This is a genomic window from Micromonospora alfalfae (assembly GCF_022230925.1).
Classification (GTDB): Bacteria; Actinomycetota; Actinomycetes; order Mycobacteriales; family Micromonosporaceae; genus Micromonospora; species Micromonospora alfalfae.
Genome location: NZ_JAKKFH010000008.1, coordinates 371,701 through 392,205 on the forward strand (window position 1 = coordinate 371,701; position 20,505 = coordinate 392,205).

General features: G+C 69.0%; 20 protein-coding genes. 14 read left to right on the forward strand and 6 right to left on the reverse strand.

Annotated features, from left to right (window positions below; translation table 11 throughout):
* Positions 1-147: 147 nt before the first annotated feature.
* Positions 148-1,164 carry a sensor histidine kinase gene (locus MED01_RS08380; protein ID WP_238667933.1) on the reverse strand — a complete coding sequence of 339 codons (1,017 nt, stop codon included), beginning with the start codon at positions 1,162-1,164 and terminating at the stop codon, positions 148-150.
* Entirely contained in the window at positions 1,157-1,852 is a 696-nt protein-coding gene (locus MED01_RS08385) for a response regulator transcription factor (protein ID WP_238667934.1), read from the reverse strand. The genes MED01_RS08380 and MED01_RS08385 overlap by 8 nt, the downstream gene beginning before the upstream one ends.
* A gap of 159 nt (positions 1,853-2,011) precedes the next feature.
* Between MED01_RS08385 and MED01_RS08390 the strand changes: the two genes are divergently transcribed.
* The gene (locus MED01_RS08390) at positions 2,012-3,091 is read left to right on the forward strand and encodes an NAD-dependent epimerase/dehydratase family protein (RefSeq protein WP_238667935.1); all 1,080 of its coding nucleotides are present in this window, start codon (positions 2,012-2,014) and stop codon (positions 3,089-3,091) included.
* Here MED01_RS08390 and MED01_RS08395 read toward each other — a convergent pair.
* The gene (locus MED01_RS08395; RefSeq protein ID WP_238667936.1) at positions 3,063-4,427 is read right to left on the reverse strand and encodes a hypothetical protein; all 1,365 of its coding nucleotides are present in this window, start codon (positions 4,425-4,427) and stop codon (positions 3,063-3,065) included. The genes MED01_RS08390 and MED01_RS08395 overlap by 29 nt on opposite strands.
* A gap of 147 nt (positions 4,428-4,574) precedes the next feature.
* Here MED01_RS08395 and MED01_RS08400 point away from each other — a divergent pair, with 147 nt between their 5' ends.
* The 9 genes from MED01_RS08400 (at position 4,575) to MED01_RS08440 (ending at position 12,900) form a co-directional block, all read left to right on the forward strand.
* On the forward strand, positions 4,575-5,255 hold the full coding sequence (locus MED01_RS08400; protein WP_238667937.1) for a glycosyltransferase family 2 protein: 681 nt from the start codon (positions 4,575-4,577) through the stop codon (positions 5,253-5,255).
* Complete coding sequence (locus MED01_RS08405) at positions 5,252-5,932, forward strand: TIGR04282 family arsenosugar biosynthesis glycosyltransferase (RefSeq protein ID WP_238667938.1); 681 nt, start codon at positions 5,252-5,254, stop codon at positions 5,930-5,932. The genes MED01_RS08400 and MED01_RS08405 overlap by 4 nt, the downstream gene beginning before the upstream one ends.
* Positions 5,929-6,645 (forward strand): class I SAM-dependent methyltransferase, encoded by a 717-nt coding sequence (locus tag MED01_RS08410; RefSeq protein ID WP_238667939.1) that lies wholly within the window; start codon positions 5,929-5,931, stop codon positions 6,643-6,645. The genes MED01_RS08405 and MED01_RS08410 overlap by 4 nt, the downstream gene beginning before the upstream one ends.
* A complete protein-coding gene (locus MED01_RS08415; RefSeq protein ID WP_238667940.1) occupies positions 6,642-7,808 on the forward strand; it encodes a molybdopterin-dependent oxidoreductase in 1,167 nt (388 codons plus the stop codon). The genes MED01_RS08410 and MED01_RS08415 overlap by 4 nt, the downstream gene beginning before the upstream one ends.
* Positions 7,805-8,215 (forward strand): hypothetical protein, encoded by a 411-nt coding sequence (locus tag MED01_RS08420; protein ID WP_238667941.1) that lies wholly within the window; start codon positions 7,805-7,807, stop codon positions 8,213-8,215. The genes MED01_RS08415 and MED01_RS08420 overlap by 4 nt, the downstream gene beginning before the upstream one ends.
* A gap of 59 nt (positions 8,216-8,274) precedes the next feature.
* Positions 8,275-9,099, forward strand: coding sequence for an S-methyl-5'-thioadenosine phosphorylase (locus MED01_RS08425; RefSeq protein WP_238668147.1), 825 nt, complete (start codon positions 8,275-8,277; stop codon positions 9,097-9,099).
* Between the two features lie 66 nt (positions 9,100-9,165).
* Positions 9,166-9,750: a DM13 domain-containing protein gene (locus tag MED01_RS08430; protein ID WP_372493608.1), complete on the forward strand. Its 585-nt coding sequence runs from the start codon at positions 9,166-9,168 to the stop codon at positions 9,748-9,750.
* Between the two features lie 382 nt (positions 9,751-10,132).
* Positions 10,133-11,494, forward strand: coding sequence for an RICIN domain-containing protein (locus MED01_RS08435; protein ID WP_238667942.1), 1,362 nt, complete (start codon positions 10,133-10,135; stop codon positions 11,492-11,494).
* 110 nt (positions 11,495-11,604) lie between these two features.
* Positions 11,605-12,900, forward strand: a complete 1,296-nt coding sequence (locus MED01_RS08440; RefSeq protein ID WP_443677138.1) for a ricin-type beta-trefoil lectin domain protein — start codon at positions 11,605-11,607, stop codon at positions 12,898-12,900.
* A gap of 78 nt (positions 12,901-12,978) precedes the next feature.
* Here the strand turns inward: MED01_RS08440 and MED01_RS08445 are convergent, their stop codons facing one another.
* The 3 genes from MED01_RS08445 to MED01_RS08455 form a co-directional block, all read right to left on the reverse strand.
* Entirely contained in the window at positions 12,979-14,004 is a 1,026-nt protein-coding gene (locus MED01_RS08445) for an NUDIX hydrolase (protein WP_238667943.1), read from the reverse strand.
* Complete coding sequence (locus tag MED01_RS08450; protein ID WP_238667944.1) at positions 13,997-14,950, reverse strand: hypothetical protein; 954 nt, start codon at positions 14,948-14,950, stop codon at positions 13,997-13,999. The genes MED01_RS08445 and MED01_RS08450 overlap by 8 nt, the downstream gene beginning before the upstream one ends.
* 351 nt (positions 14,951-15,301) lie before the next feature.
* Positions 15,302-15,691: an STAS domain-containing protein gene (locus MED01_RS08455; protein ID WP_238667945.1), complete on the reverse strand. Its 390-nt coding sequence runs from the start codon at positions 15,689-15,691 to the stop codon at positions 15,302-15,304.
* A gap of 484 nt (positions 15,692-16,175) precedes the next feature.
* On the opposite strand from MED01_RS08455, the gene MED01_RS08460 reads away from it, so the two are divergent.
* The 4 genes from MED01_RS08460 (at position 16,176) to MED01_RS08475 (ending at position 20,492) form a co-directional block, all read left to right on the forward strand.
* Complete coding sequence (locus MED01_RS08460; protein ID WP_238667946.1) at positions 16,176-18,611, forward strand: molybdopterin oxidoreductase family protein; 2,436 nt, start codon at positions 16,176-16,178, stop codon at positions 18,609-18,611.
* 3 nt (positions 18,612-18,614) lie between these two features.
* Positions 18,615-19,073, forward strand: coding sequence for a hypothetical protein (locus MED01_RS08465; protein ID WP_238667947.1), 459 nt, complete (start codon positions 18,615-18,617; stop codon positions 19,071-19,073).
* A 201-nt stretch (positions 19,074-19,274) separates the two neighbouring features.
* A complete protein-coding gene (locus tag MED01_RS08470) occupies positions 19,275-19,988 on the forward strand; it encodes a GAF and ANTAR domain-containing protein (protein ID WP_238667948.1) in 714 nt (237 codons plus the stop codon).
* A 99-nt stretch (positions 19,989-20,087) separates the two neighbouring features.
* Positions 20,088-20,492, forward strand: coding sequence for a four-helix bundle copper-binding protein (locus MED01_RS08475; RefSeq protein WP_238667949.1), 405 nt, complete (start codon positions 20,088-20,090; stop codon positions 20,490-20,492).
* Positions 20,493-20,505: the final 13 nt, after the last annotated feature.

The window sequence follows — 20,505 nt, forward strand, 5'->3', positions numbered from 1 at the left end:
GTCGAGGGCCGCGACTGCGGCCAGGTCGAACGCGCCGGCCAGGATGCCGTTGGCGGTCTCCAGCAGCTCCGGACCGGCTGCGGCAGCTCGGCGGAAATCTGATCGGCCGGAACGCCCTCGTTGATCTGGGCAGTGCCCGGGTGCGCCTCAGGCGGTCGCCAGGCGGACCATGAACTGGCAGCCGTCGGAGGTGTTGCGCACCTCGACCCGACCGCCGTGCGCCTCCACCAGGCCACGAACGATGGCCAGGCCGAGCCCTCCGGACGCCCCACCGTCACCGGCGCCAGGGGTCCGGGCCGGTTCACCACGGAACGCGATGTCGAACAGCCGGGGAAGGTCCGCCGGGGGGATGCCGCCACAGGTGTCGGCAACCGACAGCCAGGCGTGGTCCTCCTCCCGGCCGGCTTCGATGCGTACGGTGCCGTCGGCCGGGGTGTAGCGGACGGCGTTGAGCAGCAGATTGGCCACCACCCGCGCCAGTTCCGGTTCGCTCGCGGCGACAGTGGGCCACCCCGACTCGCTGGCGATCAGCTTGATGCGGCGAGCGTCGGCCAGTGGGATGGTGCTGGCCAGCGCGTCCGAGACCACCTCGCCGAGCGGCACCGCCGTCAACGACAACCGCAACGCTCCCGCGTTGATCCGGGACAGCTCGAACAGGTCGTCGACGAGGCGGGTCATCCGGTCGGTCTCCACGCGGATGCGGCGGTGGTACTCGTCTACCGTTTCCGGATCGCGGACCACCCGGTCCTCCAGCGCCTCCGCCATCGCCCGCAGCCCGGCCAGCGGGGTCCGCAGGTCGTGGGAGACCCAGGCGACCAGGTCGCGTCGTCCCTTCTCCAGTTGCCGTTCCCGCTCCCGAGCCTGGTCACGCCACACCGCGGCGCGGGCCAGTCGCCGGCCGAAGTGCCCGCCGACGGCGAGGCTGACCACAGCCGCCGCCGCGACGGTGATCAGGACCACCTCACTGTCGTGCGCGGAGAGGAACATCGCTTCCGCGACCGCCATCACCCCGACGGCGACAGCGACCACAGTGGTGGTGAGCAGCACGCTGAGGTGCACGGTGATCGAGCTGCGCCGGAGCGCGCGGAGCAGCACCGCGCCGGCGAGACCGATGCCGAGGGCCGCGCCGAGGGCGATCGCGAAGATCAGGAGTACGTCACGCATGGGCCGGCTCGTAGCGGTAGCCGACACCCCAGACGGTCACGATCCGCTGCGGATCGGCCGGGTTGGCCTCGATCTTCTCCCGCAGTCGGCGTACGTGCACTGTCACTGTCGAATGGTCCCCGAAGTTCCACCCCCACACCTGCTCAAGAAGTTCGGCCCGGCCGAAGACCCGGGACGGATGCCGCATGAGATGGACGAGCAGGTCGAATTCGCGCAACGTCAGGGCCAGATCCGCACCCGCGAGGCGGGCGGTTCGGGAGGCCGTGTGCACCACCAGGTCGCCATCGGTGAGCGCCTCCGGCCGCTCGGGTGGCGTCCCACCTCCGGCGCGACGAAGCACCGAACGGACCCGCAGCACCAGTTCCCGGGGTGAGAAGGGCTTGGTCAGGTAGTCGTCCGCGCCGAGTTGCAGCCCGAGGATCCGGTCGGACTCGTCACCGCGGGCGGTCAGCATGACGATCGGCACGCCGTCGGGCCGTACCCGCAGTGCCCGGCACACCTCCAGGCCGTTGATCCGGGGCAGCATCAGGTCGAGCACTACCAGGTGTGGCGCCTGCCGCTCCACGGCCGCCAGTGCCGCCGCACCGTCCGCCGCGAGGCTCACCTGGAAGCCGTCGTTCTCGAGGTAACGCCGAATGACGTCGCTCACTGTCTGATCGTCGTCGACCACCAGCACACGCTGCGTCACGGACCTTCCCCGTTCCGCCCCGTCAACGTCTCCCCCAGATGTCCATCGGCCCAGCGTAGCCAGGCACCAGCCGCCGCCCGCACCAGCAAACCTTGCGAGGTTCTTACGGCTGCGTGCGGAAACCCGCCCAGGCGTACGCGGGGTCATACGGTGACCGGAATGCGGATACTTGTCACCGGTGCGGCCGGCTTCATCGGCTCACACGTCGCGGACCTGCTCACCGACGACGGGCACGAGGTGGTGGCCGTTGACGCGCTCCTGCCCGAGGCGCACGGTGCGACGGCGCCGCCCTGGACCGAGCGGCACGACCTGGTGGTCGGCGACGTGCGGAACACCGAGTTGCTGACCCGGCTACTGACCGGGATCGACGCGGTCTGCCATCAGGCAGCCATGGTCGGCCACGGCATCGACCCGGCCGACGCCCCCCGGTACGCCGCGCACAACGACCTCGGCACTGCCACCCTCCTCGCGGCGATGCACGCCGCCGGGGTACGCCGACTGGTGCTGGCCAGCTCGATGGTGGTCTACGGCGAGGGCCGCTACCACTGCCCCACCCATGGAATCGTCAGGCCTGCCGGCCGCCGGGTCGCCGACCTGGCCGAGGGCCGCTACGAGCCGACCTGCCCTCGCTGCGACCAGGCGCTCTCCCCCGGTCTGGTGCCCGAGGACGCGCCGCTGGAGCCGCACAGCACGTACGCCGCCACCAAGCTGGCCCAGGAACACCTCGCCGGCGCCTGGGCCCGGCAGACCGGCGGATCCGTCTGGGCCCTGCGCTACCACAACGTCTACGGTCCGCGAATGCCCCGCGACACCCCGTATTCGGGGGTCGCGTCGATCTTCCGGTCGGCACTGGCCGCCGGACGAGCGCCCCGGGTGCTGGAGGACGGCCGGCAACGGCGCGACTTCGTGCACGTGACCGACGTGGCGGCGGCCAACCTGCTGGCCCTCACGACACCGGCACCGGACCCCCTGACCCCGATCAACGTCTGCTCGGGCGAGCCGCACACCGTCGGCGAGCTGGCCCACGAGCTGGCGTCGGCGATGGGCGGGCCAGCGCCGGTCACGGTCGGGGGCGGACGGGCGGCCGACGTACGGCATGTCGTGGCCGACCCGGCGCGCGCCACCCGGCTGCTTGGTTTCACCGCCCGGGTCGGCTTCGCCGCTGGCATCGCCGACTTCACCACAGCGGTCATGCGAGACCCGGCCTCGGTCACGACACCGTCCACAGTAGGTGGTTGACGGCGAGAGCCGTGGCGGCCTGGGCGGCCAACCACCACCGCCGGTGACAGCGGGGCAGGTGCGCGGTGGCGACCAACAGCCAGACGGCGAACGGTAGCCAGATCCGCTCGACCTCTGCCTTGCTGAGCCCGGACAGGTCCGCCGCGAGCACCGCCACCGCCGCCGCGATGGGCAAGCACACAGTGGGTCCGGCGCTGGCGATCCGCTGCCGAAAGGCCGTCGCGAGCGGTGGGTGCGGCGCTCGGATCGACACGGCGGCCACCGCCCGCCGCAGCGCCGGCCCGACCACCGGGCCGGCCGAGAGCAGCAGGGCGGCAAGATTCGCCCAGACCCAGTAACCGTACGGGCGTTCCGCCGCCCAGCCCTGGTAGTAACGACGTGCCACCAGGTGGTAGCCGTCCAGCCACCAGAAGCCGGCGACTGTGAACGCGGCGACGACGGCCGCGACCGCCGTCGCCGCGACCAGGAACACGCCGAGGCGGTCCCGCGCCCGGAGCAGCACCACTGTCAACGCGAGCAACCCGACCAGGACGAACCCGTACGACAGGTAGAGCGCGAAACCGAGTAACAACCCGCCCAGTACGGCCCCCGGTCGGCCACCCACCGCCAGCAGCGCCAACCCGGCCGCTACCACCGCGGCGAAGATCCCGTCCGCGGACGCGCCCACCCAGACCGCCCCCGGGAGCAGCACCAGGAACGGCCACACCGCCCGGGCAGCGTCCTCGGCGCCGAGTGCCCGCAGCGTCACCGGAACCGACACCGACACCGTGGCGCCGAGCAGCACGCAGGCGAGCCCGGCGGCGGTCCCACCGCCGAGGCCGATCCGCTCCAGCCAGACGAAGAACAGCAACGCTCCCGGTGGGTGAGCGGCAGCGTGGGTGGACCACGAATCGGGCTGGAAGTCGAGAATCCGGTCGGCGAAGCCGGACAACATGATGCTGACGTCCGTCACCCGGGGCACCTCGTGCAGGTACTCGGCCTGCACGGTGAGCCGCTCGGTCAACCCCGCGGACCAGCCGTCCACCAGAGCCAGCGACAGCGTCCAGAGCAGCGAGGCGACATAGCCGACCACCAGCAGCCGCGGCCAGCGCGTGTCGGTTCCCCAGCGTGTGCCCCGCCAGACGAACAGCGCCGCGACGAGAAGCGCGACGGGGGTGCCGGGCCCCAGATGGGGTTGCCAACTCGCGTAGAGCGGCGCCGCGTCGGCGTGCAGTCGTACGCCCTGATGGTTGAGCAGGGCGCCGACGGCGACGGCGACGGCGAGCAGTGCCACCTCGACGCCGAGGACGATCAGGTCGGCGGACCGGGTTCGTCCCGGCCGGGTCATCATGGTCATGGTGACGGCCGACGATACGACCTCCCACCAGGCATTCGACGGCCGCACGGTGAGACGTCAGAGAGTCGTAAGATCCGGTGCCGTGTAAGCGATTCGTAAGGAGCAACCGCGGTCCGGACGGCCGGTGGCGGGCCTAGCGTCGCCGGTATGCACACAACGATCGACGTGGTGCTGCCGTGTCTTGACGAGGCGGCCGCACTGCCTGCCGTACTGAGCGGGCTACCGCCCGGCTACCGCGCCATCGTGGTCGACAACGGCTCCACCGACGGTTCGCCGGTCGTCGCGGCCGAGTACGGGGCGCGGGTCGTCCACGAGCCGCGACGGGGGTACGGAGCGGCAGTACACGCCGGCCTGCTGGCGGCGGAGACGGATCTGGTCTGCGTGCTCGACGCGGACGGCTCGTTCGACCCGGCCGAGTTGCCCAGGCTCGTCTCGGCGGTGCTCGACGGGCAGGCCGATCTCGCCGTCGGGCGACGTCGACCGGTCTCGGCGGACGCTTGGCCGTGGCATGCCCGCGCCGGGAACGCGCTGGTCGCGGCCCTGCTGCGGCGTCGCGGCGTGCCGGTGTACGACATCAGCCCGATCCGGGTCGCCCGCCGGGCGGCGCTGCTCGGACTCGGTGTCGACGACCGCGCGTTCGGCTATCCCCTGGAACTGCTGCTGCGCGCGGCCGGAGCGGGCTGGCGAATCCTCGAACTGGACGTCGCGTACGCGCCGCGGGCCGCCGGCACCAGTTCGAAGGTCTCCGGGTCGGTCCGGGGCACGCTGCGGGCGACCCGGGACTTCGCCGGAGTGCTGCGCGCCGACGCCGCCGGTGGTGGCCGGTGAACGTCCTGCTCCTGGTTGCGAAGGCACCGGTCGCCGGGCAGGCCAAGACGCGCCTCTGCCCGCCCGCCGATCCCATCCAGGCGGCCCGGATCGCGGCGGCGTCGCTGTTGGACACCCTCGCGGCCGCGCGCGCCACCGCCTCGACCATTCCCGTGCTGGCCCACACCGGTCGGTTCGCCGATGCCGAGTACAGCGCGGAACTCACCGCCGCGTTGGCGGGCTGGCACCTGCTTGCGCAGCGTGGCGACACGTTCGCCGACCGCCTCGCGAACGCCCACGCCGACACCGCTGCGGCTTTTCCCGGCCGACCGGTGCTGCAGATCGGCATGGACACCCCGCAGATCGGGCCGGCAGTGCTCACCACGGCCCTGGACCGGCTCGCCGAACACCAGGCGGTGTTCGGACCGGCGCTGGATGGCGGCTGGTGGGCACTCGGGTTACGCGATCCCAGGTACGCGAGCGCGTTACGCGACGTACCCATGTCGACCGACGACACCGGGCGACGCACCCTCGCCGCGCTGCACGGGCGCGGCCTGCAACCGGCGATCCTGCCCGTACAGCGGGATGTCGACGACTGGTCGACGGCGCTGGCGGTCGCGGCCGACCTGCCCGGCACCCGGTTCGCGGACGCCGTCACGGCGGTGGACCGCCATCTGCTGATCGGGCACGCCCGGTGACTTCGACCATCAGTCTCGACGGTTTCGCCGTGGTGCTGGGCAGGCTCGGCGGGTGGTCCGCAGACCCTGACGCCTACGCCACGCCGGTCGGCCGCCCGAGGCCCGCGACCCAACCCGACCATTGGCTGGTGCACACCGACGGGCGACGTGACCTGTTGCCGGTACGGCGCTGGCACGGCCCGCCCGAACCGGCGATCGAGTCCGTCGCCGCACGCTGCACCGGGCCCACAATCGACCTCGGTTGCGGCCCCGGCCGGCTGACCAGGGCACTCGCCCAGCGCGGCCTCGTCGCACTGGGGGTGGACATCTCCGCCGAGGCGGTACGTCTGACCCAGGACCGGGGGGTCATCGCCCTGCGACGCGACGTCTTCGAACCCCTTCCCGGCGAGGGGAGGTGGGCGCACGCCCTGCTCATCGACGGCAACATCGGCATCGGTGGCGACCCGGTCCGCCTGCTGCGCCGGTGCGGCACCCTGATCGCGGCCGACGGAACGCTGCTGGTCGAGGTGGAACCCCCGGGGACCGGGCTCTGGCAGGGGCAGGCGTACGTGGTGTCCGGGTCGTCCGGCGATCGGGAACTGCGCGGGCCGGTGTTCCGCTGGGCGCGGGTCGGAGCGGAGGCGGTGTCCAGTGCCGCCGCCGCTGCCGGCCTGCGGGTCGTCGACCGTTTCCGGTTCGGTCCACGCTGGTTCGCCGAGTTGGCGCGTCCATGATCCGCCGGCCACGCGTCCCCGTACCCGAGGACTTCACCGCGCCCTCGCACTCACCACTGGTCACCGCCCGGCTCGGTCTCTGGCTCGCTGTGGCGTTCGGGCTGTGTTTCGGCACCGGGCTGCTCAGTCACTACATCCAGCACCCGCCGGGCTGGTTCACCTGGCCGACCCGACCGGTGAACCTGTACCGGATCACCCAGGGTGTCCACGTGCTCTCCGGTGTCGCGGCGGTCCCGTTGCTGCTGGCCAAGCTGTGGAGCGTCTACCCCCGGCTGTTTGTCCGTCCGCCAGTGCGTCAGCCGATCCGGTTGTCCGCCCACGCCCTCGAACGGATCTCCGTCCTGGTGCTGGTCTGCGCGGCGTTCTTCGAACTGGTCACGGGCCTGTTCAACGTCGCCCAGTCGTACCCGTGGGGGTTCTTCTTCCCGACGGCGCACTACGCGGTCGCCTGGCTGGTGGTGGGCGCGCTGCTGCTGCACGTCGCGGTGAAGCTCCCCGTCGCCCGCGCGGCGCTGAGCACGCCACTGCGACGCAGCGGAGCGGCGCCGGCTGCGACGCCGGGGCCTGACGATCGGGACTCGTCCGAGCGGCGGGCGTTCCTCCGTACCTCGGCGGGCGTCGCCGGCATCGCCGTGCTGGCCACCGCCGGGGTCACAGTGCCGTGGCTACGTCGGGTGTCGCCGCTGGCGTGGCGTTCCGCGTCCGGGCCGCAGGGCGTACCGATCAACCGTACGGCGGCTGCCGCGCACATCTCCGTTCCCCCGGACTGGCGGCTGGAGATCGTCTGGGCGGGCGGGCGGAACAGCCTGTCCCTGGCCGACCTCGCGGCCCTGCCGCAACGCACAGCGGAACTGCCGATCGCCTGTGTCGAGGGCTGGAGCGCCTCGGCCCACTGGACCGGCGTGCCCGTCGTGCAGTTGCTCCGCTGGGCCGGCGCACCGACCGGCCGACCGGTTCGAGTCACCTCACTGGAAACCGACGGCCTGTACGCGGCGAGCACACTCCCCGCGGCCCATTCCCGGGACCCGCTGACCCTGCTCGCGCTGCGGATCAACGGCGAGGAACTGTCGCCCGACCACGGTTACCCCTGCCGGCTCATCGCGCCGAGCCGGCCGGGGGTCCTGCAGACCAAGTGGGTGGCCCGGCTGGAGGTGCTGCGGTGAGAGTCACCCGACTGCTCCTGCTCGTGGTCGGCGCCGCGGCCACCGCGTACGGCTGTTGGTTGCTCCTGCCTCAACTCGGCACCGCCCTGCCGTGGCTGATCGGCGGCCCGGTGCTGCACGACGTCCTGGTGGCACCGCTGGTCGGACTCGTCGGGTTGGCGCTGGGTCGACTGGTGACGAACCGGTTACGTCTGGCCTGGATAGCCGCAGGTCTGGCGGCCAGCGCCACGTTGCTGCTGATCGCGGTGCCCCTGCTGTGGCGACCACCCTCGGCGCCTCCGAACCCGGGCCTACCGGACCGCGACTACCCGCTGGGGCTCGCTGTCGGGCTGGCTGTCCTCTGGGCCGCGATCGTGGTCGTCCTGGTCGTCGCCACCACGCTCGACCGGCGCACCGACCGTCAGTGAATTCGCTCCACGCGTTCCCTACTCGTCGCTCAGGAGGGGCATCCATGTCAGCAGGAGAGATCAGCCCACCCGATGGCGCGCCGGTCGCCGTGATCGGCGGATCGGGGTTCTACGAGTTCCTCGACGACGTCACCGAGGTCACCGTCGACACACCGTACGGGCCGCCGAGCGACGCGCTGTCCGTCGGGAGTGTCGCCGGGCGGCCGGTGGTGTTCCTGCCCCGCCACGGACGTCGACACACCCTCCCCCCACACCGCATCAACTACCGGGCCAACCTGTGGGCACTGCGCGCACTCGGCGTCCGCCAGGTGCTCGCACCGGGCGCCGTGGGCGGCCTGCGCCCGGATCTGGGCCCGGGGACCCTCGTCGTACCGGACCAACTGGTCGACCGGACCAGCGGCCGGAAGCAGACCTACTACGACGGGCAGCCACGCGCGGACGGGAAACTCCCCCAGGTCGTTCATGTGCCCTTCGCCGACCCCTACTGTCCGGTCGGACGGGCCACGGTCCTCGACGCCGCCCAGTCGGCCGGTTGGCAGCCGATCGACGGCGGCACCATGGTCGTCATCGAAGGGCCCCGATTCTCCACCCGTGCCGAATCGCTGTGGTACGGCCGGCAGGGCTGGTCGGTCGTCGGCATGACCGGCCACCCGGAGGCGGTGTTGGCCCGCGAACTGGCACTGTGTTACACCGCGTTGTCCCTGGTGACCGACCTCGACTCGGGGGTCGAGGTCGGTCAGGGCGTGACCCAGCAGGAGGTGTTCACGGTCTTCGCCCGGAACATCGATCGCCTGCGTCTCCTGCTCGCCGACGCGGTGAAGACGTTGCCGGAGGACCAGGGAACCTGCCCGTGCGGACAGGCGCTGGCAGATACCGAGCGGTGAACGTCGTAAGAGTTCGGAAATGGTTCGCGAACAGTTCGACAGCGGCTGCGGCCGTACGCTGCGGGGGTGAGAAAACGGATGTTCCGGTCGCCGGTGGTCCGAACGGGTCTCGCCGCCGCTGTCGTCGTGGCGATGCTGGCCCTCTACTGGTTCCAGCCGTGGAAGCTGTTCACCGACACCTACGTGGACGAAGCGATTCCCGGCGCAGGAACGGCATCGGCCGCCCCGACCCCGGCGTCCGCTACAGCGGAGTCCTCGACGCCGGCCCCCGCGACCTCGGCGGCCACCCCGGCGGCGAACGAGATCCTGACGGCCGGCGAGTTCGTCACCCATGAGCACCGGACGACCGGAAGTGCCGAGATTCACCGGCTCGCCGACGGGCGCCACCAGCTCGTCATCCGAGACCTGAACACGTCGAACGGCCCGGACCTGCGAGTGTGGTTGACCGACCAACCGGTCGTCCGGGGCACGGCCGGCTGGCGGGTGTTCGACGACGGCGTGTGGGTCGAGCTGGCGAAGCTCAAGGGCAACAGGGGCAACCAGGTGTACGAGCTACCGGCGTCGGTGAAGCCGGGCGATTTTCGAAGCGTCTCCATCTGGTGCAAGCGGTTCGCGGTCTCCTTCGGTGCAGCAGATCTCACGAGGGCCTGACCGGCTCGACCGGGTCGCAACCCGCCGGACACGGCATTGACATATTTCACTGCGAGACCTAGCGTCGGAGCGAATCGATTCGACGCCGAGCCAGGTGCTCCGGCACCGTCGGGCGAACGGTCACGTGGTGTTCGGGCGCACGGTGTGGCCACCATCGATTCGAGGAGCGGCTGGTCCTGCGTGGGCGGCGAGACCAGTGGCGCAAACCTGTGCCAGACCTGTGTCGACAGCCGGCCGGGGCGCCGTCGGCACATCGCGTCTTCTGGGGTTCGTCCGCGGCCAACGTGGTCGATGGGTGTGACCAGCAGCGGCGCGTCGTGGCGGCGTGCGGGTTGCCATGGACCCTTTCAAGAAGTTCGTGCCGAGTGGCGGGAGCCCCTTCATGACAAGACGTAGACCCATCCTTGGACTGCTTGCGACGGCGGCGGCCGTCGTCGTGACAGTGAGCGCGGGGGCGCTGGCCGGTGGTCTGAACACCACCGCGTCGGCCGCGAACATCGGAGCGGCCGCAGCGACCGCCGGGTGCGGCAAGGCACCCACGCTGACCAGCGGCCAACGGTCCATCCAGAGCAACGGCCAGAACCGTAGTTTCATCCTGAGGATTCCTGACAACTACGACAGGAACCACGCCTACCGGTTGATCTTCGGATTCCACTGGAACGGTGGCACCGCCAACGACGTCGACGGCGGCGGTTCCGACGGTGCGGCCTGGTCCTACTACGGGCTGCGGCAGCAGGCGAACAACAGCACGATCTTCGTCGCCCCCCAGGGCAACGGCAACGGCTGGGCCAACCCCGGCGGCCAGGACGTCACCTTCGTCGACAACATGATCAGCCTGATCGAAGCGGACCTCTGCGTCGACACCACACAGCGCTTCGCGCTCGGCTTCAGCTACGGCGGCGGCATGAGCTACTCGCTGGCCTGTTCCCGGCCAACTGTCTTCCGCGCTGTCGCTGTCTACTCCGGCGGGCAGCTCAGCGGGTGCAGCGGCGGCAACCAGCCGGTCGCGTACATGGGGATCCACGGCATCGGGGACCCGGTGCTCAACGTCTCCGCCGGGCGGTCCCTGCGTGACACGTTCGTGCGGAACAACGGGTGCACCGCACAGAACCCACCCGAGCCGAGGGCGGGCAGCCTGACCCACATCACCACCACCTACTCCGGCTGCCGTTCCGGCTATCCAGTGGTCTGGGCCGCCTTCGACGGCGGACACACCCCGGGCCCGGTGGACGGCGGCGGAGACAGCGGCGCCAGGACCTGGACCAAGGGCGAGGTGTGGAAGTTCTTCACCCAGTTCGGTAGCACCGATCCCACGACGCCGCCGACCACCCCGCCGCCGACGACCCCGCCACCGAGCGGCACGTCGGCCCTGCGCAGCACGTCCTCCGGACGGTGCCTCGACGTCAACGGCGCCTCACAGACCAACGGCGCTGCGGCGATCATCTGGGACTGCCACGGTCAGAGCAACCAGAGCTGGACCTCGACCGCCGCTCAGGAACTGCGCGTCTTCGGCGGCAAGTGCCTCGACGTCAACGGCGCCGGCACCGCGAACGGCAGCTCGGTGATCATCTGGGACTGCAATGGCCAGTCCAACCAGAAGTGGCGGCTCAACACCGACGGCTCGATCACCGGAGTTGGTTCGGGCCGGTGCCTGGACATGGTCGGCAACGGCACCGCCAACGGCACGCGCGTCCAGATCTGGGACTGCACCGGCGCGGCCAACCAACGCTGGAGCCGGAGTTGAGCCCGGCGAGGTTCCCGGAGTGGGGACCGGTCCAACGGATGTTCAACCACCCACAAGGAGGCTCGGCCGTGCCACTTCGCAAACTCTCCGCCCCCTGGCTGGGGGCAGCCATGGCGGCGATGGTCCTGATCGCCGTCGGAATGTACGTCCTCACGACCGTCACACCGGCGTCCGCGGCCACCACTGCCGGCTGCGGCAAGGCGCCCGGACTGAACAGCGGCACCCACACCATCCAGAGCAGCGGGAAGAGCCGCAGCTTCATCCTTCGGCTGCCGGACAACTACAACAACACCTACGCCCACCGGCTGGCCTTCGGGTTCCACTGGTTGGGCGGCACCGCCAGTCAGGTCGCGTCGGGCGGAACCGACGGAGCCGCGTGGGCCTACTACGGCATGCAGTCTCAGGCGAACAACAGCACCATCTTCGTCGCCCCGCAGGGCCTCAACAACGGCTGGGGCAACTCCAACGGTGAAGACGTCACCTTCACCGACGACATGATCCGCGTGATCGACAACGCTCTCTGCGTCGACACCACACAACGCTTCTCGGTCGGGTTCAGCTACGGCGGCGCGATGAGCTACTCGTTGGCGTGTTCCCGCCCGACGGTGTTCCGGGCGGTCGCGGCAATCGCGGCACCCGGCGCTATCAGCGGATGCAGCGGCGGCACCCAGCCCGTGGCCTACCTGGGCATCCACGGCATCAACGACAACATCCCCAGCGGACGATCGCTGCGCGACAGGTTCGTCCGCAACAACGGATGCGCCGCACAGAGCCCGCCCGAGCCGAGGGCCGGCAGCCTGACCCACATCACCACCGCGTACTCCTGCCAGCCCGGATACCCGGTGCTCTGGGCCGCGTTCGACGGCGGCCACCAGCAGGGCCCGGTGGACGGGTGCGCCGGCTGTGAGAGCGGCGCGCGGAGCTGGGTCAAGCAGGAGGTGTGGCGGTTCTTCACCCAGTTCGGGTCGGACGTGCCGCCCACCACTCCCCCGCCGACGACCCCGCCGCCCAGCCAGCAGAACGTGCTGATCGTGGGTAGTCAGTCCGGCCGGTGCATCGACATCCCCAACTCCAGCACCACGAACGGCGCCCGCCCACAACTGTGGGACTGTCACGGTGGCACCAACCAGCGCTGGACCCACACCGCCAACCGCACCCTGACCGTCTACGGCAACAAGTGCCTGGACGCCAGCGGAGCGGGCAGCAGCAACGGCACCGCGGTCCTCATCTGGGACTGCAACGGCCAGGCCAACCAACAGTGGAACCTGAACTCCAACGGCACCATCACCAGCGCCCAGTCAGGGCTGTGCCTCGACGCCGTCGCATCCGGAACGGCCAACGGGACGCAGCTTCACCTCTGGGCCTGCCACGGCGGCGCCAACCAGCAGTGGGCCAGGCGCGCCTAGCACCACACCAGGCAACGCCCGCCTTGTCGGAGACGCGCCGCTCGGGTCCTGTCCCGGGCGGCGCGTGGCCGTCTTATCTCAGGTATTCGCAGAGAAGGCGACGAGAGAATTTAGCACCTCGGCGCTGGCCTGGTACATGGGCAACTCTCTCGCCTCAGCAATGTTCCACCAGCGGGCTTCGATAATCTCGCGACGCGGCAACGGCAATGGGTTCTGGAGGGCGTAATCCCTGACCCTCCAGAAGCTTACGAAGCCAGTATCGATGTCGGATTTACGCCAGCCCAACCATTCAAGCATGGCGGGATCTATCTTCGCCCCAGTCTCCTCGCGCGCCTCTCGGATGAGGGTATCAATGGGGCTAGAGTCGCGGTGGTTTCGACGACCGCCCACTGGGTGCCACTGCTCTGGACGCGCCACAGTACGAACCAAGAGAATCTGGTCAGCACGAGCGAAGAAGACAAAGGAAGCCCACACATCGGACTGAGTTGACTCAGGGTGCGGATGAGCGTGAGAAGAGTTTTGTTCCGGCGCGGCGTTTTCTAGTTCTTTCTGAGCACCTCGATATACCGCAACCTGCGAGGTCTGCCCAGGCAACTGCTTCGCCGCCACGACAGAGGTGCTTCGTGTCGCGGGGAGAGTTGAGTGGTAGGTTCCGGAGGCAATTGAGTATACGCCCGCATCTGGCCGCCGACTCACTTTCTCGGCACCCTGAATTACCATTCTCTCTTCGGTTGCCCGAAGCACGCTGACACCTCGACCAGGAGCAGCTGTCGTTTCGTAGAGCACAAAGTCGCCATCGTGCGCGGATTGCATGTCGTAAGTCCGCTCCTCCAATTCTCCATCCATCACAACTGACAGCAAATCCCATCCATGTGCATGGATCAACTGAGATTCAGTTCGACTCCTCTGCAAATATTCGTAGGACGCCAGCGGTGTCGGCCAGAAGTGCACCCGGAGATTCCATGGCGCCAAATGCCGCGCCCCAACTCTGCAGACCGTGAATCCATATGGGTGTTGATAACAACGATCAACCTTCTCCAGCAGCCCTCTCATGTCACGTTGAGTGCAATTGGCTAGCCATTCAGCTACCTCAGCGTCATGCATAGTTGTGCTCCCGCCGCATATAAGCAGCAATCTCTTTAAGGTTAGAGTCTTGCATTCCAAGAATGCCAACCGATTCAAAAAGGGTCCGAATGACACCCAATGTTGCAGCCGTGGGACGATGGAGATCCTGCAGGCGTAGACCTGGTGCGGATGGCCGAATAATTCGACACATCAGGAATCCGGCTTCGAAATCTTCGCGCCATCCGCTGAACAGTTGCGAGGTGCGCCGAACACAGAGACAGGGTTGACCCTTGTTCTGTCCGGTTATGAACGCGATTTCATCACACAAGTCGAGGCTGAGGACCCAGAAGTCCGAACTAAGTCCGACTTCTATCTCCAGCCTCGGCGCTTCATTCCGGTAGACCGCCATTGCCAGTATCGTGGAACAAATTTCCGTACGAACCCGCGCCGCACTCCACACAGCCGAGGCGCCGGGCCTGTTGCTTCGATAGCGCGCATAGGCCTCCAGGGCCTTATCGTTCCCAGGGTCAAGCAGTTGAACCTTGATTTCGATACTCCCACCAGCACGAAGGGCGTTGTCCCTGAGCAGCGGCGCAACCACCCTGGCGAAATAGCTGGCCGTCCTAGCTCGAATCGACCAGCGCGTGCAATCCCTCGCAGCGGCTTCGAGCGCTCCAGAAATTAGCCGAGGTTGGATTATCTCCACCTGCTCTACCTCAAGCTTTGGAAGCAGAACTACGTATGCCACACCTATCGCAAGCGACGTAGCTGTCGCAGCAAGCAAGTTGTCCAGAATGGCGGCGAGGGTGCCCTGCCAGTCGGCGGCATCCTTTGAATCCGGGATGAGCAGGAAGCGCACAAGTACAATGATCACCGCAGCAAGAATCAGGGAGGCGAAGAACCACCGTCTGAGTGTTAACGAGCGAGCAGGATGCAAGACTTCCTCCTCTTTTTCCAGTTTGCAAACTCCTTGCGCCGCGCGCACAACAGAAGACGTCTAGCAGCCGTTCTTGCAGCATCTGCTGGTCGTCGCCGAGGCCACCCCGCCCCGCAGTGAAGAGTGGTTGGCACTGATGCCGCTGTCACCGAATACCACCACACGTCGCACCGACTCAGCATGGCGTCGGACGCGGCAAAGAGCAAGCCCTATCGATGGAGCACAGTCCACATTAGGCTGCGACTTCAACTCAGTAGCACGGCAAGGGTTGCGCCAACCCAAATCTCGATGATCGAATGCTTCGCGCTTGGGGCGGCGACACGAAAATTGTCGCCAACACGGATGACGCTCAGCGCGACGTTGAGGCTCTCACGTCGACCGGCCCCTTTCGTATGAGGCTCACGCCAGCCCATCGGTATGAGGCCGCAGTGGACAAGTGCCGGTCACTGCCAGCAGGTAGGTGACGCACGGAGCGGCGGCGCGCAGGGCCAACGTGACCTCGGCAGACTCGGCGGCGCGCTGTGTCCGCAGCAGAGCGCTGATGCCGTGGGCGCTGAAGAAGGTCACCCCGGAGAGATCGAGCACCAGACGTGCGGGTCGCCCTGTGATCACGTGTTCGGCCAGCTCGCTGATGAGATGCGCGGTGCTCATGTCGACCTCGCCGGAAACGGTGATCATTGGCGCATTCCGGTCGTTGTGCAGGTCGAGCCTCATGATCGGCTTGGCGGGCTGAGCCTGACGCCGAGTGGGTTGAGCGTGCTGCCGGGTGGGTTGTTCGAGGATCGACATGACGCCTCCCGATCTGGTGCATCGGTGAGTCGGACCCTCCCGCGGCAACGAGACGCGGGCGGCGGACCTGGGCGCATGTCTTGACCCGCGAAACACCCTACCCACTACGTTCGCCGCCGACACCATTCGGGAGCGGCGGCGGGGTCTCGATCACGGCAGTGACAGGGTGCGGATCCTCGAAGAGGTGCTGCCTGTCCGGTTCGGTCCGCCGGCCGGGGGTAGGCACATGCTGAAGGGCGGTCGAGGCAAGGAGTCGACGGTGACGGACCTGGTGGTGGCTCGGTGACCGACAGGGGGAACGTGAGAGGCCGAGCGGGCGCTCCGCGCACGCCTTCCCCCGCGCTCCAGGAGGGGGTGACCGGGTTGAGGATCGTGGCGGTGGCCGGGTCGCTGGCGGTGACCGCGTCGGTGCTGGTGTTGCTGAAGGCGTCGCACGCCCCGGCGGGTGCGACGACACTGATCGTGAGCCCGGAAGGAGAACATCGTGGTGGACCGGATCGCCGACCCGTGGGGTGAGCGGACCCCGTACGGGCCGGGGCAGCAGTGGCCGGTGCGGGTGGACCGGTACCTGGCCGACGGCCGGGCCGATGCCGACGTGGACCGGTGGGTGCAGTCGGCCTCGGTGCTGCACTCCAACGGCGACGCGCTGGACATCGGCGTCGCCGACGGGCGGATCGTCGGGGTACGCGGACGGGCCGTGGACCGGATCAACCGGGGTCGGGTCGACCCGAAGGACCTGTACGGCTGGCAGGCCAACCATAGCCCGGACCGGTTGACCCGACCGCTGGTCCGCGACGGCGGCCGCCTGGTCGAGACGGACTGGGACACGGCGATGGGCCGGATCGTGGCCCGGTCGAAGGAACTCCTCGACGGGCCGGGTGGGTGGGGGCACTTCGGCTTCTACACCAGTGGGCAACTGTTCCTGGAGGAGTACTACACGCTTGGTGTGATCGGTAAGGCCGGTCTGGGCACGCCGCACATGGACGGCAACACCCGGCTGTGCACCGCCACCGCGGCGGCGTCGATGAAGGCGAGCTTCGGCACCGACGGGCAGCCCGGCTCGTACACCGATGTGGACCACTGCGACGCGATCGCGCTGTGGGGTCACAACGTCGCCGAGACGCAGACGGTGCTGTGGATGCGGATGCTGGACCGACGCCGTGGCCCCAACCCCCCGGCGATGCTGGCGGTGGACCCGCGCGCCACCCCGGTCGCCAGGGAGGCCGATCTGCACCTGGCGGTGCGTAACGGCACCAACGTGGCCCTGATGAACGGCCTGCTCCGGGAGATCATCCGACGCGGCTGGTACGACCACGACTACGTCGACGCCCACACGGTGGGTTTCGAGGAGCTGCGTCGGATCGTCGACGGCTACCCGCCGTCGCGGGTCGCTGACATCTGCGACGTGCCGGCCGCCGATGTGGAGCGCGCCGCCGAACTGCTCGGCACCTCGCAGCGGTTGCTGTCGACCGTGTTGCAAGGCTTCTACCAGTCGAACCAAGCCACCGCCGCCGCCTGCGCCGTCAACAACCTGCACCTGGTTCGCGGCATGATCGGTCGGCCCGGCGCCGGGATCTACCAGATGAACGGCCAGCCCACCGCCCAGAACAACCGGGAGACCGGCGCCGACGGCGACCTGCCCGGCCTGCGTAACTGGGACAACGAGCGGCACGTCGAGGAGTTGGCCCGGCTGTGGAACGTGGACGTCGACACCATTCCGCACTGGGCGCCGCCGACGCATGCCATGCAGATCTTCCGGTACGCCGAGCAGGGCTCGATCAAACTGCTCTGGATCTCCGCCACGAACCCGGCCGTCTCGCTGCCGGAGCTGCACCGGATCCGGCAGATCCTGACCAGGCCGGAGCTGTTCGTGGTGGTCCAGGACCTCTTCCTCACCGAGACCGCCGAGTTGGCCGATGTCGTGCTGCCCGCCGCCACCTGGGGCGAGAAGACCGGCACGTTCACCAGCGTCGACCGGACCGTGCACATCTCCGACAAGGCAGTCGACCCGCCTGGGGAGGCCCGTCCGGACCTGGACATCTTTCTCGACTTCGCCCACCGGATGGACTTCCGCGACCGCGACGGCCAGCCGCTGATCGACTGGAGCGGGCCGGAGGAGGTGTTCGAGGCGTGGAAGGAGTGTTCGCGGGGTCGGCCGTGCGACTACACCGGCATCACCTACGAGAAGCTGCGCGGCGGCTCCGGCATCCAGTGGCCTTGCACCGACGAGCACCCCGACGGCACGGAGCGCCTCTACACCGATGGACAGTTCCACACCGACCCCGACTACTGCGAGACCTACGGACACGACCTCGTCACCGGCGCGGAGTTCACCGAGGCGGAATACCGAGCCAAGGAACCGAGCGGGCGGGCGTTCCTGCACACCGTCGACTACCAACCCTCACCCGAGGTGCCCGACGACGAGCATCCACTGCTCCTCACCACCGGCCGCACCGTCTACCAGTTCCACACCCGCACCAAGACCGGCCGCGCCCCACAACTCAACCAGGCGGCACCGGACGTGTGGGTGGAGCTCAACCCCACCGACGCGGCCCAGCTCGGCATCGTCGAAGGTGACCTGGTCGGCGTCTCCTCAGCTCGTGGCGCCATCCAGGCCCGCGCCCGGCTCTGCGGCATCCGCCCCGGCGTCGTCTTCCTGCCGTTCCACTACGGCTACTTCGACCAGGACCCCGCCGACCGCACCCCACGAGCGGCGAACGAGCTGACCATCACCGGCTGGGACCCGGTATCCAAGCAGCCCCTCTTCAAGGTAGCCGCCGTCGCCGTGGCGAAACTCGCCGACGGGCGGGGCGTACCCTCGCCGGCGCCGACCGTCGGCGGCAGCGCCCCACCGCCGGGCGCGAACGTGCCGCCCACCGTTGGCGGGCCGACAGCCGAAGCCACCAGCGGGAAGGAGTGAGCCGTGCACCTCGCCCACTACCTCGGCCTCCTGCACCGCGCGCAGGTCAACCTCGCCGACGCGTTCCGGCAGGTCGCCGACGCGCACGCCGAGGAACCCGACATCGAGCACCTCTGCCAGCAGCAGGCGAAGCGCTGCGACGCACACGCCGAACAGCTACACCCGTTCGTGGTTCGCTACTCCGAGGACGCCCCCGACGAACCCGACCGGCTGTACTCGCAACTGTTCACCGGCACCCGCACCGGCGGCATCGGCCTCCTCCGGGACCTCCAGGACCTCTACCTGATGGCAGCCGAGTGCGACATCACCTGGACCGTCGTCGGCCAGGCCGCCTACGGCGTCCGCGACCAGGACCTGCTCGCGGTCGTACGACGCTGCGAAGGAGAGACCGCGATCCAGCTCAAATGGTTGCGGACCCGAATGAAGGCCGCCGCACCCCAGGCGCTCGTCGTCGCCGAGTGACGACCGAGGTATTCTGGCGGCCTGTAGCTCACATCCGCATACCGGATGTGACGAATCGGCGTCGAGCAACCGGCGTTGGTCCCGGTTCCGCCCGATTGGGGCCCGTGCAGCGGTCCGCGACACGCGGGCTGCCATCGCGCGCCCACGCCACCTAGATCTTTGATCGCCACACGGGCGCGCCAGCCGTGAGGACCTGGTGCCGTGACCGAATCGCCTACGGACCCCGCCGACGCCTTCGCCGAACTCGGCCGCATCAAGCTCGGTGAGACCAGCCTCGACATCGTTCTGCAGCGCGTCGCGGAGCTGGCCAAACGGGTGCTGCCCGTGCCGGTCGAGGTGTCGGTCACGCTGGTTCGCGGCGGGACCGGGCACACCGCGGCGTTCACCGACGAACTGGCTCTCGACATGGACGAACGGCAGTACGCCCAGGGAAGCGGTCCGTGTCTGGCCGCCGCCACCGTCGGCGACATCCTCTCCGTGCCCGACCTCAGCGCAGAGGACCGCTGGCCCGACTGGGCCGAACGCGGCCGCAAGGCGGGAGTCGGCAGTTCCGTGTCGATCGGCATGCCGATCCAGGAGGCGGTCGTCGGCGCGCTCAACGTCTACGCCCGCACCCCGCACGCCTTCGACGACGACACGGTCGCCGTGCTGGAGACCTTCGCCGCGTACGCCGCAGTCGCCCTGGCCAACGCCCAGCTCTACGAGAGCACCGCGAACCTCGCCCGCCAGATGCAGGACGCGATGGCCAGCCGCGCGGTCATCGAGCAGGCGAAGGGCATCATCATGGCGGAGCGCCGGTGCACCGCCACCGAAGCGTTCAACATCCTGGCCAAGGTGTCGCAGGACTCCAACCGCAAGCTCCGCGACGTGGCGCAGACCCTGGTGGACCGGGCGGCTGGAAAAGCTGGGCGCTGACCAGGGCGCGCGGCCGCTTCGGTCCGCTGGCCTTGCGTCTACCCGGTGTGTCCGGGTGCTCTTCGGGTAGGGCATCAGGAACCGAGAGAGGGGTTCCCGATGAGCACCACCATGGCAATGCTGGAGACGTACCCCAAATCGATCAACCTGGACCGGGCGAAGCTGGCGGCGGCGATCGACGCACTCAACGACTGCGCCCAGGCCTGCACAGCGTGCGCGGACGCCTGCCTGAGCGAGGACATGGTCGCCGAGCTGACCAAGTGCATCCGCACGAACCTGGACTGCGCCGACATCTGCACCACCACCGCTCGGGTGCTGTCCCGACACACCGGCTACGACGCGAACATCAGCCGCAGTCTGCTGGAGGCGTGCGCCGTGGCGTGCAAGGCGTGTGGGGACGAGTGCGCCGCTCACGCCGACAAGCACGAGCACTGCCGGGTCTGCGCCGACGCGTGCCGGGCGTGCGAGCGGGCCTGCCGGGACCTGTTGGCCACCATGAGCTGAGCAACAGGCGGGG